The 14,846-nt window shown below is 71.2% G+C and carries 18 protein-coding genes; 11 read left to right on the top strand and 7 right to left on the bottom strand.

The window, feature by feature from the left end; all coding sequences use genetic code 11:
• The 3 genes from BM127_RS09825 to BM127_RS09815 all read left to right on the top strand — a co-directional run.
• The coding region (locus BM127_RS09825; RefSeq protein ID WP_244889169.1) for a sugar phosphate isomerase/epimerase family protein at positions 1–377 on the top strand (377 nt) is incomplete at its 5' end.
• Positions 378–428: 51 nt separating this feature from the next.
• Positions 429–1,280 (top strand): DUF1707 domain-containing protein, encoded by an 852-nt coding sequence (locus tag BM127_RS09820; protein WP_091197928.1) that lies wholly within the window; start codon positions 429–431, stop codon positions 1,278–1,280.
• Positions 1,281–1,307: 27 nt separating this feature from the next.
• Positions 1,308–2,360: a MaoC family dehydratase gene (locus tag BM127_RS09815; RefSeq protein WP_231263359.1), complete on the top strand. Its 1,053-nt coding sequence runs from the start codon at positions 1,308–1,310 to the stop codon at positions 2,358–2,360.
• Here BM127_RS09815 and BM127_RS09810 read toward each other — a convergent pair.
• Positions 2,336–3,529 carry a hypothetical protein gene (locus BM127_RS09810; RefSeq protein ID WP_091197924.1) on the bottom strand — a complete coding sequence of 398 codons (1,194 nt, stop codon included), beginning with the start codon at positions 3,527–3,529 and terminating at the stop codon, positions 2,336–2,338. The genes BM127_RS09815 and BM127_RS09810 overlap by 25 nt on opposite strands.
• 43 nt (positions 3,530–3,572) lie before the next feature.
• On the opposite strand from BM127_RS09810, the gene BM127_RS09805 reads away from it, so the two are divergent.
• Positions 3,573–4,403, top strand: coding sequence for a class I SAM-dependent methyltransferase (locus BM127_RS09805; RefSeq protein ID WP_101228953.1), 831 nt, complete (start codon positions 3,573–3,575; stop codon positions 4,401–4,403).
• Between the two features lie 77 nt (positions 4,404–4,480).
• On the top strand, positions 4,481–4,666 hold the full coding sequence (locus tag BM127_RS09800; RefSeq protein WP_091197920.1) for a DUF5302 domain-containing protein: 186 nt from the start codon (positions 4,481–4,483) through the stop codon (positions 4,664–4,666).
• Positions 4,667–4,678: 12 nt separating this feature from the next.
• On the opposite strand, the gene BM127_RS09795 is transcribed toward BM127_RS09800, so the two are convergent.
• On the bottom strand, positions 4,679–5,866 hold the full coding sequence (locus BM127_RS09795; protein WP_231263358.1) for an MFS transporter: 1,188 nt from the start codon (positions 5,864–5,866) through the stop codon (positions 4,679–4,681).
• 26 nt (positions 5,867–5,892) lie between these two features.
• Between BM127_RS09795 and BM127_RS09790 the strand changes: the two genes are divergently transcribed.
• From BM127_RS09790 to BM127_RS09780, 3 genes are read left to right on the top strand one after another with little or no spacing between them, the layout of a single operon-like run.
• Positions 5,893–6,459, top strand: a complete 567-nt coding sequence (locus tag BM127_RS09790) for a histidine phosphatase family protein (protein ID WP_091197915.1) — start codon at positions 5,893–5,895, stop codon at positions 6,457–6,459.
• Position 6,460: 1 nt separating this feature from the next.
• A complete protein-coding gene (locus tag BM127_RS09785; protein ID WP_091197913.1) occupies positions 6,461–7,294 on the top strand; it encodes a PHP domain-containing protein in 834 nt (277 codons plus the stop codon).
• A gap of 32 nt (positions 7,295–7,326) precedes the next feature.
• A complete protein-coding gene (locus BM127_RS09780; RefSeq protein ID WP_091197910.1) occupies positions 7,327–8,130 on the top strand; it encodes a DNA/RNA non-specific endonuclease in 804 nt (267 codons plus the stop codon).
• A gap of 3 nt (positions 8,131–8,133) precedes the next feature.
• On the opposite strand, the gene BM127_RS09775 is transcribed toward BM127_RS09780, so the two are convergent.
• Complete coding sequence (locus BM127_RS09775; protein ID WP_091197908.1) at positions 8,134–8,898, bottom strand: SDR family NAD(P)-dependent oxidoreductase; 765 nt, start codon at positions 8,896–8,898, stop codon at positions 8,134–8,136.
• Positions 8,899–8,958: 60 nt separating this feature from the next.
• Between BM127_RS09775 and BM127_RS09770 the strand changes: the two genes are divergently transcribed.
• Positions 8,959–9,807, top strand: coding sequence for a ParA family protein (locus BM127_RS09770; RefSeq protein ID WP_091197905.1), 849 nt, complete (start codon positions 8,959–8,961; stop codon positions 9,805–9,807).
• Positions 9,808–9,811: 4 nt separating this feature from the next.
• Here BM127_RS09770 and BM127_RS09765 read toward each other — a convergent pair whose 3' ends face one another.
• A complete protein-coding gene (locus BM127_RS09765) occupies positions 9,812–11,206 on the bottom strand; it encodes a DEAD/DEAH box helicase (RefSeq protein ID WP_231263357.1) in 1,395 nt (464 codons plus the stop codon).
• A 153-nt stretch (positions 11,207–11,359) separates the two neighbouring features.
• On the opposite strand from BM127_RS09765, the gene BM127_RS09760 reads away from it, so the two are divergent.
• Positions 11,360–12,034 carry a ferritin-like fold-containing protein gene (locus BM127_RS09760; protein WP_091197904.1) on the top strand — a complete coding sequence of 225 codons (675 nt, stop codon included), beginning with the start codon at positions 11,360–11,362 and terminating at the stop codon, positions 12,032–12,034.
• A gap of 89 nt (positions 12,035–12,123) precedes the next feature.
• Here BM127_RS09760 and BM127_RS09755 read toward each other — a convergent pair whose 3' ends face one another.
• From BM127_RS09755 to BM127_RS09745, 3 genes are all read right to left on the bottom strand, one after another.
• Positions 12,124–12,408 (bottom strand): GlsB/YeaQ/YmgE family stress response membrane protein, encoded by a 285-nt coding sequence (locus BM127_RS09755; protein WP_091197903.1) that lies wholly within the window; start codon positions 12,406–12,408, stop codon positions 12,124–12,126.
• A 126-nt stretch (positions 12,409–12,534) separates the two neighbouring features.
• Complete coding sequence (locus BM127_RS09750) at positions 12,535–12,753, bottom strand: DUF3107 domain-containing protein (RefSeq protein WP_091197901.1); 219 nt, start codon at positions 12,751–12,753, stop codon at positions 12,535–12,537.
• Between the two features lie 68 nt (positions 12,754–12,821).
• A complete protein-coding gene (locus BM127_RS09745; protein ID WP_091197898.1) occupies positions 12,822–13,409 on the bottom strand; it encodes a TetR/AcrR family transcriptional regulator in 588 nt (195 codons plus the stop codon).
• A 226-nt stretch (positions 13,410–13,635) separates the two neighbouring features.
• Here BM127_RS09745 and moeZ point away from each other — a divergent pair, with 226 nt between their 5' ends.
• Positions 13,636–14,835: an adenylyltransferase/sulfurtransferase MoeZ gene (gene moeZ / locus BM127_RS09740; RefSeq protein ID WP_091197895.1), complete on the top strand. Its 1,200-nt coding sequence runs from the start codon at positions 13,636–13,638 to the stop codon at positions 14,833–14,835.
• Positions 14,836–14,846: the final 11 nt, after the last annotated feature.

Genomic DNA, 14,846 nt, shown 5'->3' with positions numbered 1-14,846 from the left:
CGTCGCACTTCGTGTGGCAGGACCTGGATCCGGTGGGGTTCTTGTGGGACTTCAAGGACCGGATCTATCACGTGGACTGCAAGGACGCGAAGCGTCAGGTCGGCAATGGTCGTAATGGTCGGTTGGGGTCGCACCTGGCGTGGGCGGATCCGCGTCGGGGGTGGGACTTCGTCTCGACCGGGCATGGTGATGTGCCGTGGGAGGCGTCGTTCCGGATGCTCAACACGATCGGTTATGACGGGCCGATCTCGGTGGAGTGGGAGGACGCGGGGATGGACCGGCTCGTGGGTGCGCCGGAGGCGTTGGAGTTCGTGCGTCGCCTGGCGTTCGACGCGCCGTCCGCCTCGTTCGACGCGGCCTTCAGCACGAAGGACTAGGCCGGCTCCGCAGTCGGTCCCGGCGCGCGTGCAGCGGCCTAGACTCCCGCCATGGGGGACTTCCGCGCACGCGACGCCGACCGCGACCGCGCCGTCGAGACCATCGAGGCGGCGTACGTCGACGGGCAGCTGGGCGACGCCGACCGCGAGCTGCGGGTGTCGCGCGCGCTGTCGGCCGAGACGCTCGACGAGCTGACCGGGCTGACGCGGGACCTGCAAGGTGCCGCGGCGCACGAGGTCGTCCGTCCTGCACCGCTGTCGCCGGCGCAGCTCCACGCGGTGGCGTCCGACCGTCGTCCCGCCAGGACCGGGCTGGTCGTGGCGGGCGTCGTCGCGGCGGTCGTCGGTGTGCTGGCCCTCGTGCCGCTGGTGTTCCTCTCGACCGGCAACTCCGACTGGACCTCGTCCACGGGCATCGATGCCCCGGCCGTGTCCTCGCAGGCCGCTGCGGCAGAGCCCGCATCCTTCGAGATGACGCCGGGGCAGGTGCGGCGGTTCCTGCGGGCCTACGAGAAGAGGTTCGGCACGCTCGAGGCCTTCGAGGTCGGCTTCTTCCCCCAGCGCGTCGGGGTGCAGGTGCCGGTGCGCGGCGCGCGGCCGCGGATGGAGCGGTGGACCTGGGACGGCGACTGGCGCCAGGACACGACGGCCGCCGCGGTGAGGGGCCCGAGCCAACGCGTCGACGCCGGCGCGATCGACGTACGCCGGCTGTTCGCCAACATCGAGGTCGCCGAGCAGGGCCTCGACGTGGAGGAGGGACGGTTCACCCATGCCCTCCTGGTGCGGTGGAACGGCGAGCCCACCGAGCTCAACATCTACGTCGGCAACGAGCTCGGCGAGTCCGGCTACCTCAGCACCACGCCGGCGGGTGAGGTCCAGCGCCGCCACCCCTACGCGCCCTGACTCGGTGACTGCGGCACGATGTCCGGCATGAAGACGAACCCCGGCAACTTCTTCGAGGACTTCACCGTCGGGCAGGTCATCGACCACGCCACGCCCCGCACGGTCACCGAGGGTGACCGGGCGCTCTACGGTGCGATCTACCCGACCAGGTTCGCGCTGCCGTCGTCGGCGGAGTTCGCCGCCTCGGTGGGCCTGGCCCAGCACCCGGTCGAGGAGCTGGTCGGCTTCCACATCGCCTTCGGCAAGACCGTCCCCGACGTCTCCCTCAACGCGGTCGCCAACCTGGGCTACGCCGAGTGCCGCTTCCACGTCCCGGTCGTGCCGGGCGACACCCTGCGCACGCGCTCGGAGGTGATCGGACTCAAGGAGAACTCCAACGGGAGGACGGGCGTGGTCTGGGTCCGCTCGACCGCCACCAACCAGCGGGGCGAGGTCGCGATCGACTGGGCGCGCTGGGTGATGGTGCACAAGCGCTCGTCCGACTCCCCGGCACCGGAGACCGTCGTGCCCACGCTCGCGTCGGCCGTGGCGCCCGAGGACCTGGTGGTGCCCGCCGGTCTCGACTTCAGCGCGTACGACCGCGTCGCGGCCGGTTCGCCGCACCTGCTCGACGACTACGAGGTGGGGGAGCGGATCGACCACGTCGACGGGGTGACCCTCACCGACGCCGAGCACATGATGGCCACGCGGCTGTGGCAGAACACCGCCAAGGTGCACTTCAGCACCGAGGTCCGTCCCGACGGCCGACGGCTGGTCTACGGGGGTCACGTGATCTCGCTGGCCCGCGCGCTGTCCTTCAACGGACTGGCCAACGCCCAGCTGGTCGCAGCGATCAACGCCGGCGCGCACGTCGCCCCCGCCTTCGCGGGCGACACGGTGCACGCCTGGTCGGAGGTCCTCGACACCGTCGTGCTGGACGCCCCGGGCCTGGGCGCGCTGCGGCTGCGGCTGGTGGCGACCAAGGGCCGTGACGAGTCGATGACCCTGCGCCGCGACGACCCGTCGACAGGCTCAGGACAGGCGGCGTACGCCGACGGCGTGCTGCTCGACCTCGACTACTGGGCGTTCGTCCCGCGCTGACCGGCGATCCGTCGTACGACCCGCCCGAGGGCGGTGCGTGAGGGGGATCCGGGTGGCGCGGGATCCTCGTGGGACACCGCTCGACCGGAGGCCGACGGCTCGACCTGCGCCCGGAGATCCGCCGCTATGAGGGCGACCGCCTCGTCCAGGGTCCCTGCCGACGCCTCTGCGTCGATCTGCGCGAGCACTGTCCCGGCCGCGCCGAGCAGCTCCTCCTCGCTCACCTCGTCGGGGGTGCGCCCCTCCTGTGAAGGGCCAGGGAGCAGGTCGTCGAGGTCGCCCACGACGTCGTACGCGCTCGCGCGCACGCTCGCGACGATCTCCCGGGACCGCTCCAGGGTCCACGCGTGGTGCTTGGCGGGGACCACGAGGGACTCGCGCGCGGTCGAGCCGGCGAGCAGCTCCGGGACGAACGTGCCCTTGATGTGACGGGTGAGGTCGGGAGAACGCCCGGAGCGGGGGAGGGCCTCGTTGATCCGACGCAGCAGCTCGGCCTCCACGAGGCCGAGCGAGTCGTTGGGTCGGCGCGCCTCGGTGTCGAGGTCGGTCACGTCGACCCCGAGCACCTCGGCCGTCCGCACCCAGAGCTGGTCGCGGGGAGCCCCCGAGGGAGGCACGACGACGAGGTGGACGCGGTCGGCCGGGATGCCCGGCGACCAGCGCGCCAGGATCGCAGGCACGTCCTGGTAGCGCCAGAACTTCTGGTCCTCCTCCCCGCGCCGGACGGTGGCGAGGAAGCGCCGGTAGGGCTGCCGTGCCCCCATCTTCACCCGCTGCTGCCACGCCGAGGGGAGCACCCGGCCCAGGTCGCGTGCCGTGAGGACCACGTGCACCTCGTCGGCCACCGAGGCCAGGTCGGCGAGCGCGGCCGCGACCCCTTCGGGAGGGGTGTCGGAGAAGTGCTCGTTGCTGATCAGCACGTCCCCGGGCCAGTCCCGTGACTCGTCGACGAGTCGCTCCCAGGCGTCGCGCTCGCGGTCACGGAGCGTCTCGACCACCGCGGTCATCCCCTTCACGACGGCCGCCGCCGTGAAGTGGTCACGCGGTCCGGTGCCGGGCAGCAGGAGGCCACGCTCGCGCAGCCCGTCGCGGTGGCGCCACCACAGGTCCTGCAGGAACGTGGTCCCCGACTTCGCGGTTCCGCAGTGGAGGAACACGCGCCGGGCCATGGGGTGATCCTATGAGGCGACGCGGACGGGCAGAATCCTCCCTGTGGCCTGGGATCGCGCGTTCTTCTACGACACCTACCCGCGTGTCGAGGAGGCCTTCGCCGCGCGTCTCGACGAGAGCCTCGCGCCGCGCGACCCGTCGATCCTGCTGCAGGTCGTGCGCGAGCTCGACCTGCGACCGGACAGCCGCGTGGTCGACGTCGGCTGCGGCGAGGGGGCGTACGCATTCCGGCTGGCGACGCACTTCGGCTTCCGGGTGCTCGGCATCGACCCGGTCCAGCGCCACCTCGACCTCGCCCGCGCGGCGCGCCGCGAGGTCGTCGGCGACATCGCCTCGCGCGTCTCCTTCGAGCGTGGGTCCGCCACCCGGCTCCCGGTCCCGGACCGCTCGCTCGACCTGGTCTGGTGCCGCGACGTGATGGTCCACGTCGAGGACCCCGGCGCCGCGTTCGCGGAGTTCGCGCGCGCCCTGCGACCGGGCGGCTACGTCGTCACCCACCAGACCGTCGCCACCGACCTGCTCGGCGACGACGAGGCCGACTGGCTCTTCGACGTGATGGGTGTCGTGCCGGACTCCGCCGAGCCCGCCGTCATCGACACCGCGATCGCCGACTCCGGGCTCGAGGTCGTCGACACGATCGACCTGGCCGGGGAGTGGGGCGAGCGCTCGCAGGAGGAGGACGGCCACGCCGGGCGCGCCCTCCTGCACCTGGCCCGGCTGCTGCGGGAACCCGAGCGCTACCGCGACGAGTTCGGCAGCGCGGCGTACGACGTGATGCTGGGCGACTGCCGCTGGCACGTCTACCGGCTGATGGGCAAGCTCGCCGGCAGGATCGACGTGCTGCAGAGGCCCTCTCGTCGCAGCCCGCAGTGATAACCGCTCGACCCTGCTTGACGGGTTTGGCAGGGTGGGCGACGAAGGACCAGACACGCCGACCGAGGAGCAGACCCATGGCTGACCAGGATCCCAACGCAGACCTCAAGGCGAAGATGCGGGAGGCCCTCGACCGCAAGAAGGGTCACGACCACCCCGACGACAGTGCCGGCTCGAAGGAGAAGGCCCACGGCTCGGAGGTCAACGACAAGAACGTCGCGAAGCCGATGCACCGGCGCAAGGCAGGTGGCGGGGGCGTCTGAGCCGCCCGCTGGTCACGCGCCGGCGGACACGTCCACGACGTCGTCCGCCGGTGCGAAGGCCCTGGCCAGCCAGAACAGGGCCACCACCAGCACGAGGGGTACCGCAAAACCGACCCGCAGTGATCCGGCACCCACCACCCCGGTCATCACCGCACCGAGCAGCGCACCGACGTAGTTGAACTGGTTGAACCGCGCGACGACCGCGTCGACGCGCGCCTGACGGGTCGCCGGATCGGCGTCGCGCCCGGCCAGCGCCGCCGCGGCCGAGAAGCTCAGCGGAGCCACCACGGCCACGCCGCACCCGAGGAGCGTGAAGCCGAGCACCGCGACCGGCCACGACGGCGCCGCCACGACGACCACGAGGGCGACCAGGGCGATCGCAGCACCGACGCGCAGCAACCGCACGGCGCCGACCCGCTCTGTCAGCCGGTCGCCGACGAGGCGCACCAGTCCCGTGGCCACGAGGTAGGGGAGCGTCGCGAGCGCGACCAGTCCCTCGGGCGCGTCGAAGACGTCGTCGAGGTAGACCGGTCCCCACGTCGCTGCGGCGGTGTCGACCGTGTAGAAGACGACCAGCGCCAGGCCGACCATCACGATCGCCCGCCACGGCACGTCGCCGTCTGCTGAGGTGGGGATGGCGGTGGAGGTGGCGGCGACGCCGTGGTCGCGGGGGAGGTACGGCGCCACCGAGGCCAGCAGGGGCAGCACCGCCACCAGCGCGATCGCCGACCACGGCACGTCGGTCGTGGCCAGGGTCAGGACCGCGCCGATCACGCCACCGAGCGTCCACGCGCCGTGGCACGACGGCAGGACGACCCGGCCCATCCGGTGCTCGAGGGCGACGGCCTGCATGTTGCCGGTGGCGTCGACGATCCCCAGGCCCACGCCGTAGGCCGCGAGCCCGAGCACGAAGACGGCGAGGGACGGCGCCAGCACCAGCACGACGACAGACCCGGCGACCACCAGCAGCCCGGCGCGCAGGACGACCGCGCTGTCGAGGCGCGGCGCCAGCCGCTCGGCGACGAGCGAGCCGACACCGGCCAGCAGCACCATCATCAGCAGCACCCCCGAGAGCGCGAGCTCGCCGAGGTCCCACCGCTCCTGGATGCGTGGCAGCCGCGTGGTCAGGCTGATGAAGACCAGGCCCTGGACGAGGAACGCCGCCGCGATCGCGAGCCGGGCCCGCGGGAGATCGGTCATGGCGTGCATCGTGACAGACTCGCCGCATGTCTGACGCTGGTCCTGAGCTCTGGGTCGTCCGCCACGGTGAGACCGAGTGGAGTCGCGACGGCAAGCACACCTCCACCACCGACCTCCCGCTCACCGACATCGGCGAGGCGGGCGCCACGTCGCTGGCGCCGCGGCTGGCCGAGGTGGAGTTCGACCTCGTCCTCACCAGCCCGCGCCAGCGCGCCCGTCGTACGGCCGAGCTGGCGGGGTTCGCCCACGCCGAGGTCGACGACGACCTGGCGGAGTGGGCCTACGGCGACTACGAGGGCATCACGACCCCGGAGATCCGCGAGACGGTGCCGGGCTGGACCGTGTGGACGCACCCCTCGCCCGGTGGCGAGAGCGCGGACGAGGTCTCCGCCCGGCTGGACCGGGTCGTCGAGCGCGTACGGGAGCACGGCCGGGTGCTGGTCTTCGCCCACGGTCACTCGCTGCGTGTGCTGACGGCCCGCTGGCTGTGCCAGCCGGCGGACGAGGGCCGGTTCTTCCGGCTGGACACCTCCACCGTGTCGGTCCTCGGCTTCGAGCGGGAGACCCCGGTGCTGCTGAAGTGGAACAGCTGACGTGCGGATCGACCTCCACACGCACTCCTCCGCCAGCGACGGCACCGACACCCCGGGCGAGCTGGTCCGCGCCGCCAAGGCCGCCGGCCTCGACGTGGTCGCGCTGACCGACCACGACGCGATGTCGGGCTGGGGCGAGGCCGCGCGGGCGGCCGAGGAGGTCGGCATCGCGCTGGTGCCCGGCCTGGAGATCAGCACGAAGTTCCGCCACCGCGGTGTGCACCTGCTGGCCTACCTGCCCGACCCCACGGACCCGCCGCTGGTGGCCATGCTCGACCGGATCCTGGCCGGGCGCACCGAGCGCACGCCCGCGATGGTCGAGGCGCTGCGCCGCCACGGCATCGACATCACCGAGGACGACGTACGGCGCGAGGCCGGCGGCTCGGTCGCCGCGGGCCGCCCGCACGTCGCGGACGCCCTGGTGCGCCTGGGCCACGCCGCCGACCGGTCGGAGGCGTTCGTCTCGTTCCTCGACCCGGGACGACCCGGCTACGCCAACCGCTACGCCGCACCGCTGGAGGAGATGATCCCGCTCGTCACGGCTGCCGGCGGGGTCGCGGTGATCGCCCACCCGTGGGGTCGCAACGGGCGGGCGGCCCTCGCCCCCGACGCCTTCGCGGAGCTCCGGGACCTCGGGCTGGCCGGGATCGAGGTCGACCACCAGGACCACTCCGCGGCCGATCGCGCCGAGCTGCGCGGGATCGCGGCCGACCTCGACCTGGTCGTCACCGGCAGCAGCGACCACCACGGGCTCGGCAAGGTCGACCACGACCTCGGGGTCAACACGACCGACCCGGAGCAGCTCGAGCGGCTGCTGTCGCTGTCCTCGGCCTGACCGGCGCCCGGGTCGGGGAGCACACTGGTCCCATGGCCGAGCTCGGGTACGACAGCGACTTCCTCGACACCTCCCTCGCGCCGCCCGACTCCGGAGAGGTCCCGGGTGGCGCGCTCCTCGACTACATGCACTTCACGGTCCGGATGCACCCCACCCGCCGGCTCGCCTGGTGGGTGGCGTGGAACATCGACGGTCTCCGGCTCTTCCCGAGCGAGTCCATCACCCGGTCCGGGGAGCGCTTCGGGCCCGACCCGCGGATCCCGGCCTCGGACCAGACGCTGGACGACGCCTATGCCGGCAACCGGCTCGACCGCGGGCACGTCGCCCGGCGCTCCGACCTGCTGTGGGGGACCCTCGACGAGGCCCGCGCGGCGAACTCGGACTCGTTCTTCTTCACCAACATCACCCCCCAGATGGACGACTTCAACCAGTCCGGGCGCGGTGGTGCCTGGGGACTGCTCGAGAACGCCGTGCTCGCCCAGGACGGACTCGAGGACCGGCGGCTCACGCTCGTCGCGGGGCCCGTGCTGCGCGAGGACGACCCGACCTACCGCGGCATCGTCCAGGTCCCGCGCGAGCACTGGAAGGTCGTCGTCTACCGCATGGCCGGCGAGCTGAGGTGCAAGGCGTTCGTCCTCTCCCAGCGCCTCGACCTCGCCCGGTGGGACGAGCAGGCGTTCCTCGACGACTTCGACACCTACCTCGTGCCGCTCGACCTGCTCGAGGAACGCACCGGCCTCACGTTCGCCAGCCTGCGCGCGACCGTGCCTGCGACCGAGCTGCGACGGCCGGCGGGGCCGATGCTGGTGGAGGAGGTCGGCCAGGTGGCCTGGTAGGGCTCAGCGGCGCCCGACCGACTGCGTCAGTCGCAGCACCCGGTTGGGGATCGCCCTGGTCAGCGCGACGATGGTCTTGTACTGCGCGCCGGGGATCGAGTACGCCCGACCCTTGTCGAAGTCCTTGAGCGACGTGCTCACGAGGAACTCCACGTCGAGCCACAGGAAGCCGTCGCCGCGGGTGACCTGCATCCGCTCGTGGAACTCGGTCTTGGTGAAGCCCGGGCAGAGCGCCATGACCTTCACCCCGCGCGACGCGTACTCGAGGTGCGCCCACTCGCTGAAGCTGTTGACCCACGCCTTGGCGGCCGAGTAGCTGCCGCGGGGGAGGAACGCGGCCACGCTGGAGACGTTGATGATGCCGCCGTGGCCGCGCTCGGCCATCGGGCCGAGAGCGGCGTGGCTCAGCCGGAGCACGGCGGTGACGAGCACCTCGAGCATCGCGGTCTCCTCGTCGGCGGAGTTGTCGAGGAAGCGCTTCTTCAGGCCGAAGCCGGCGTTGTTGACCAGCAGGTCGATCGGTCGCTCGCGGTCGGCGAGCCGGGCCTCGACACGAGCGAGGGCGTCGCGATCGGTGAGGTCGGCGACCAGCACCTCGACCTCGACCCGGTGGGCGCGGCGCAGCTCGTCGGCGACCTGCTCGAGACGAGCACCGTCGCGCGCGACCAGGACCAGGTCGTCGCCGCGGGCGGCGAGCTGGCGGGCGTACTCGTGGCCGATCCCGGCGGTCGCGCCGGTGATGAGGGAGGTCGTCTGCGAGGGAGGCATGGGAGCAGCATTTCAGGACGCGGCCACCGGGCGCGACCCCGTCCGGCACAATGGACAGCGATGAGCACCAAGAGCCCGATCACGCTGGCCGTCGCCAACCAGAAGGGCGGCGTCGCCAAGACGACGTCCGTCGCCTCCATCGGGGCGGCCCTGGCCGAGCTGGGACACCGCGTCCTGCTCGTCGACCTCGATCCGCAGGCGTGCCTGACCTTCTCCCTCGGCATCGATCCCGAGGACCTCGAGGTCTCCGTGCACCACGTCCTGACCAAGGGCGTGGACCCGCTGGAGATCATCATCGAGACCGAGGACGGCGTCGACGTCCTGCCGGCCACGATCGAGCTAGCCCGCGCCGAGGCCGACCTGCTGACGCGCACCGGCCGCGAGCACGTCATCAAGGGTGCGCTCGAGCAGCTCGCCGAGGACCTCGGCGACGAGGCCTACGACTGGGTGCTGCTCGACTGCCCGCCCTCGCTGGGCGTGCTGACCGTCGCGGCCCTGACGGCTGCAGACGGCGTGCTCATCCCGCTGCAGTGCGAGACGCTCTCGCACCGCGGCGTGGGGCAGCTGCTCGACACCGTCCACGACGTACGCCGCTTCACCAACCGTGGCCTCGAGGTGTGGGGCGTCCTGCCGACGTTGTACGACGGGCGCACCAACCACGCGCGCACGGTGCTGGAGACGATCAGCGAGACCTACGACCTCGAGGTCGTCGAGCCGCCGATCCCCAAGACCATCAAGTTCGCCGAGGCCCCTGCCGCGGGCCGGTCGATCCTGTCGACCAGCCGGAGCAGCAAGGGTGCGCAGGCCTACCGCGCCGTCGCGGAGAACCTGGTCGAGCGTGCCGCGCGCCCGAAGGCGCGCAAGAAGCCCGCCAAGAAGGCCGCCGCCAAGAAGACGGCGGCCCGCTAGGGCCTCAGGCCTGGGTGTCCGTGACCGGGGCACCGCTGCGCGTGCGGCTCCGGCTGCGGTTGCGGCGACGCGGGGCGTCACCGGCCGCCTTCTCGCGGGTGCCGCCGTCACGCGAACCGCCGTCGCGTGAACCACCGTCACGCGAACCACGCTCGCGGGCGGGGCGCTCCTTCTTCTCCACCGGCGCCGGCGGCACGATGCGACCCTTGGTGCCCTCCGGGATGCCCTGGTCGTGGAAGAGGTGCTCGGAGGTCGAGTAGGTCTCCTGCGGCTCGGGGAAGGGCAGCTCGAGGGTCTTGTTGATCATCTTCCAGCGGTGCAGGTCGGCCCAGTCGACGAAGGTGATCGCGATGCCCGAGGCGCCGGCGCGGCCGGTGCGGCCGATGCGGTGGACGTAGGTCTTGTCGTCCTCGGGGCAGGTGTAGTTGATGACGTGGGAGACGCCGCGCACGTCGATGCCGCGTGCTGCGACGTCGGTGGCGACGAGCACGCGGATCTTGTCCTCGCGGAACTTGGCCAGCGCCTTCTCGCGCGCGACCTGGGCCATGTCGCCGTGCAGGGGCGAGGAGCTGAAGCCGCGCTCGGCCAGGTCGTCGGCGACGCGCTGCGCCTGACGCTTGGTGCGGGTGAAGACGATGATCTTCTCGGCGTCGTCGGCCTGCAGGATGCGGCCGATGATCTCGGGCTTGTCGAGGTCGTGGGCCAGGTAGATGAACTGCGCGGTGGCCGGCACCATCGTGGTGTCGTAGGACGACTCGGCGCGGATGTTCATCGGGTGGCGCATGTGGATGCGGGCCAGGGAGACGATGGCGGCCGGCATGGTGGCCGAGAACAGCATGGTCTGGCGCGTCTCGGGCGTCTTGGAGAGCAGCGTGATGACGTCGGGCAGGAAGCCGAGGTCGAGCATCTCGTCGGCCTCGTCGAGGACGAGCGCGTGCACGTGCGAGAGGTCGAGCGCGCGGCGGTTGGCGAGGTCGATGAGGCGACCGGGGGTGCCGACGACGATGTCGACGCCGGACTCGAGGGCCTCGAGCTGGGTGTCGTAGCCGACGCCGCCGTAGACGGTGAGGACCCGCAGACCCATGTCCTTGCTGGCGAGGTGGAGGTCGTTGGAGACCTGGAGCGCGAGCTCACGGGTCGGGGCGACGATCAGCGCCTGCGGCTTGCCCTGCGGCAGGTCGGCGTACGCCGGGTCGCTCGGCGCGACGCTGCGCTGCAGCACCGGGATGCCGAACGCGAGGGTCTTGCCGGTGCCCGTGCGGGCCTGGCCGATCAGGTCGGTGCCGAGGAGCGCGACCGAGAGGGTCATCTCCTGGATGGCGAAGGGGGTGGTGATGCCGGCGCGGTCGAGCGCGTCGCAGATCTGGGCATGCACGCCCAGTTCACGGAAGGTGGTCACGAGTCAGGTGTCGCTTTCGAAGAAGGAGTCGGATGTCCCACGCGTATGCGGTCAGCCCACTCGGAAAGCTCTGCCAACCGCGCACATACAGGCGGCCACCGGAAGAGATCGCCAGCGGCTCGGTCACCCCGATGGTATCGCTACGCTGGGAGCATGACTGAATCGCCCGACGAGGACTACCGCCGCGCCGCCGTCGACCTCCTCGGAGCGATCGCCTACGGCGAGCTGTCGGCCTTCGAGCGACTGGTCGAGGACGCCAAGATGGCGCCCGGGATCGACGACAAGATCGCGATCGGCGCGATGGCCACCGCGGAGTTCGCCCACCTGCAGAAGCTGGTCGCCCGCCTCGCTGAGCTCGGGGCCGACCCGGCCGAGGCGATGCAGGCCTTCCGGGTCAGCTTCGACAGCTTCCACGCCCACACCGCGCCGTCGGACTACTACGAGGGACTGATCAAGGCCTACGTCGGCGATGGTCTCGCCGCCGACTTCTACCGCGAGATCGCCGCCTACCTCGACCCCGAGACCCGCGAGGTCATCATCAGCTCGCTGGAGGACACCGGCCAGACCGCGTTCATCGTCGAGCGGGTCCGCGCCGGGATCGCCGCCGACCACCGCCTCGGTGGCCGGCTCGCGCTCTGGGGCCGCCGACTGATGGGCGAGGCCCTCACCCAGGCCCAGCGTGTCGCCGGCGACCGCGAGTCGCTGACCGCGCTGCTGGCCGGGGGAGTGGACCGTCCCGGTCTCGACCTCGCCGCGCTGGGCCGGATGTTCACCCGGCTCACCGAGCTGCACGCCGCCCGGATGGCCGAGCTCGGCCTCGACTCCTGACGGCATCCGGGGCCGTACCGACGACACGAGGCCCCGCATCCGGATCGGATGCGGGGCCTCGTGCGTCGCTCAGAAGAGCGTGGTGCTGATCAGACCCGGTTGCTGTGGTTGCTGTTGCGACCGGTCGCCGTCGAGGCGATGACCACGAGCACAGCCGCGGTGATGATCGCGACGATCCAACGGACCCAGTCGATGCCGTTCGAGCCGTCGCCACCGAAGAACGAGTAGATCCAGTAGCCCAGCAGGACGCCGCCGATGCCGCAGAGGATCGTGAGCCAGATCGGGATGTTGTCCTTGTCGCCCGGCGCGACGAGCTTGCCGAGGAGGCCGATGATGGCCCCCACGATGATGAGGACGATGATGTCTACGACCATGAGTTGGTCACCCTTTCATTGCCACGTGTTCGTGGCGCTTGGTGCCGGCATGGTGTGCCGAACCCATCCAGCATGACCGTCAGACGTCGCCGGAGCAATTGCGGTCGCCCGGAGGGGTGGGACCGCTCAGCGGAACCCGACGGTGCTCGACGTCGCCGAGCCGAGGTCGAGGTAGGTGATCTTGTCGGCAGGCACGACGACGGTGCGGCCCTTGACGTCCGCCAGCCGCAGCACCCCGTTGCCGGCCAGGGCCTCGGTGAGCTGGGACTCGATGTCCTCGGGCGTGCTGTCGGTCTCGAGCACCAGCTCGCGCTGGGCGTACTGCACGCCGATCTTGACCTCCACGTGATGCTCCTTGCTGAGTTTTCGGGTGGGATGTGCGTCGACCCCAGTGTGGGGGGCAGATGGTTGGGTCAGTGGTCGTCGGTCATCGGGTAGCCGCGGATGCCGCGCCACGCCAGACCGGCGATCAGGGAGGCCGCGTCGTCCTGCGAGATGTTGCCGCCGCCCGCGAGCCAGAACCGTGCGGAGACCTGCGCCATTCCCACGAGCGAGACGGCGAGCAGCTCGGACGCCTCGTCGGGCAGGCCGGTGTCGGTGCGGATCACGTCGGCGATCATCGAGGCGCACTCGACGGTGACCCGGTCCACGCGCTCGCGTACGTCGGGCTCGCTCGTGAGGTCCGACTCGAAGACGAGCCGGAAGGCCCCCTCCTCGGAGGCGACGTAGCTGTAGAACACCTGCATCGTCGCTGCGACCCGGTCCTTGTTGTCCGAGGTCGAGGCGAGGGCCACGCGGCAGTTGTCGATGATCTCCTCGCAGGAGGCGTCGAGCAGCGCGAGGTAGAGGTCGAGCTTGCCGGGGAAGTGCTGGTAGAGCACGGGCTTGGAGACCCCGGCGCGCTCGGCGATGTCGTCCATCGCGGCGGCGTGGTAGCCCTGGGCGACGAAGACCTCGAGGGCCGACTCGAGCAGCTGGACGCGTCGCTCGCGGCGCGGCATCCGCCCGCCGCGGGGTCGCGGTGAATCGGTGTCGGGGTGGCCTGCGGTCACGACGTGCTCCTGATACTCCTGAGTAGTGAGCGCCGAGCCTATCCGCACCGCGGGCCGCGCCAGCGTCCGTATCGCGGGACATGGCGTGGCGTGTCCGGGCAGCGCGGGGAACATGGAGACGGTCCCGCTGGTTGTGACGGGACCTGGTCGCAGTCCGATCCACCGAGGAGTACCTGTGTCGTTCCCCGCTCTTGTCGAGCCGGCAGCCGAGCTCACCACCGACGAGGTGCGCCGCTACAGCCGCCACCTGATCATCCCCGACGTGGGCATGACCGGGCAGAAGAGGCTGAAGAACGCCAAGGTCCTCGTCATCGGCGCCGGCGGCCTCGGCTCGCCCGCCCTCCTCTACCTCGCCGCGGCCGGCGTCGGCACGCTCGGGATCGCCGAGTTCGACACGGTCGACGAGTCCAACCTGCAGCGCCAGGTCATCCACGGCGTCAGCGACATCGACAAGCCCAAGGGCCAGTCGGCCAAGGAGTCGATCGCCGAGATCAACCCCTACGTCGAGGTGGTGCTGCACCCCGAGCGGCTCGACAACGACAACGTGTTCTCCGTCTTCGAGGGCTACGACCTCATCGTCGACGGCACGGACAACTTCGCCACGCGCTACATGGTCAACGACGCGGCGTACTTCCTCAAGATCCCCTACGTCTGGGGCTCGATCTACCGCTTCGACGGCCAGGCCTCGGTGTTCGCACCCATGCTGGGCGAGGACCTGCCGTGCTACCGCTGCCTCTACCCCGAGCCCCCGCCGCCGGGCATGGTCCCGAGCTGCGCCGAGGGCGGCGTCCTGGGCGTGCTGTGCGCCAGCATCGGCGCGATCCAGGTCAACGAGGCGATCAAGCTGCTCACCGGCATCGGAGACCCGATCGCCGGCAAGCTGATGATCTACGACGCGCTCGAGATGGAGTACCGCAAGCTGAAGGTCCGCAAGGACCCGAGCTGCGCGCTCTGCGGCGAGAACGCCACCGTCACCGGTCTGATCGACTACGACGCGTTCTGCGGCGCCGTGTCCGACGAGGCCGCGGAGGCCGCGGTCGGGTCGACGATCTCGGTCGTCCAGCTCGAGCACATGCTCAAGGAGCGCGACAACGGTGAGCGTGACTTCGTGCTGGTCGACGTGCGAGAGCCCAACGAGGCCGAGATCAACCACATCCCCGGCGCGGTGCTGATCCCGAAGGGCGAGTTCCTCAACGGCAACGCCCTGTCGCAGCTGCCCAGCGACAAGCAGATCGTCATGCACTGCAAGTCGGGCGTGCGCTCAGCCGAGACCCTCGCGATCGTCAAGGGCGCCGGGTACGCCGACGCGGTGCACGTCGGCGGCGGTGTGGTCGCCTGGGTGAGCCAGATCGACCCGAGCCAGCCGACGTACTGATCCACCTCCTC

It is taken from the genome of Nocardioides alpinus, assembly GCF_900112035.1.
Taxonomy (GTDB): domain Bacteria; phylum Actinomycetota; class Actinomycetes; order Propionibacteriales; family Nocardioidaceae; genus Nocardioides; species Nocardioides alpinus.
The sequence above is the reverse complement of the archived record's forward strand: the minus strand, read 5'-3'. Positions and strand labels throughout refer to the sequence as shown.

Bases quoted from the DNA above. Each gene is read 5' to 3' on its own strand.
- BM127_RS09820 (WP_091197928.1), top strand. From the start codon at position 429: ATGGGGGACTTCCGCGCACGCGACGCCGACCGCGACCGCGCCGTCGAG.
- BM127_RS09815 (WP_231263359.1), top strand. From the start codon at position 1,308: ATGAAGACGAACCCCGGCAACTTCTTCGAGGACTTCACCGTCGGGCAG.
- BM127_RS09810 (WP_091197924.1), bottom strand. From the start codon at position 3,529: ATGGCCCGGCGCGTGTTCCTCCACTGCGGAACCGCGAAGTCGGGGACC.
- BM127_RS09800 (WP_091197920.1), top strand. From the start codon at position 4,481: ATGGCTGACCAGGATCCCAACGCAGACCTCAAGGCGAAGATGCGGGAG.
- BM127_RS09795 (WP_231263358.1), bottom strand. From the start codon at position 5,866: ATGACCGATCTCCCGCGGGCCCGGCTCGCGATCGCGGCGGCGTTCCTC.
- BM127_RS09790 (WP_091197915.1), top strand. From the start codon at position 5,893: ATGTCTGACGCTGGTCCTGAGCTCTGGGTCGTCCGCCACGGTGAGACC.
- BM127_RS09780 (WP_091197910.1), top strand. From the start codon at position 7,327: ATGGCCGAGCTCGGGTACGACAGCGACTTCCTCGACACCTCCCTCGCG.
- BM127_RS09775 (WP_091197908.1), bottom strand. From the start codon at position 8,898: ATGCCTCCCTCGCAGACGACCTCCCTCATCACCGGCGCGACCGCCGGG.
- BM127_RS09770 (WP_091197905.1), top strand. From the start codon at position 8,959: ATGAGCACCAAGAGCCCGATCACGCTGGCCGTCGCCAACCAGAAGGGC.
- BM127_RS09760 (WP_091197904.1), top strand. From the start codon at position 11,360: ATGACTGAATCGCCCGACGAGGACTACCGCCGCGCCGCCGTCGACCTC.
- BM127_RS09755 (WP_091197903.1), bottom strand. From the start codon at position 12,408: ATGGTCGTAGACATCATCGTCCTCATCATCGTGGGGGCCATCATCGGC.
- BM127_RS09745 (WP_091197898.1), bottom strand. From the start codon at position 13,409: ATGCCGCGCCGCGAGCGACGCGTCCAGCTGCTCGAGTCGGCCCTCGAG.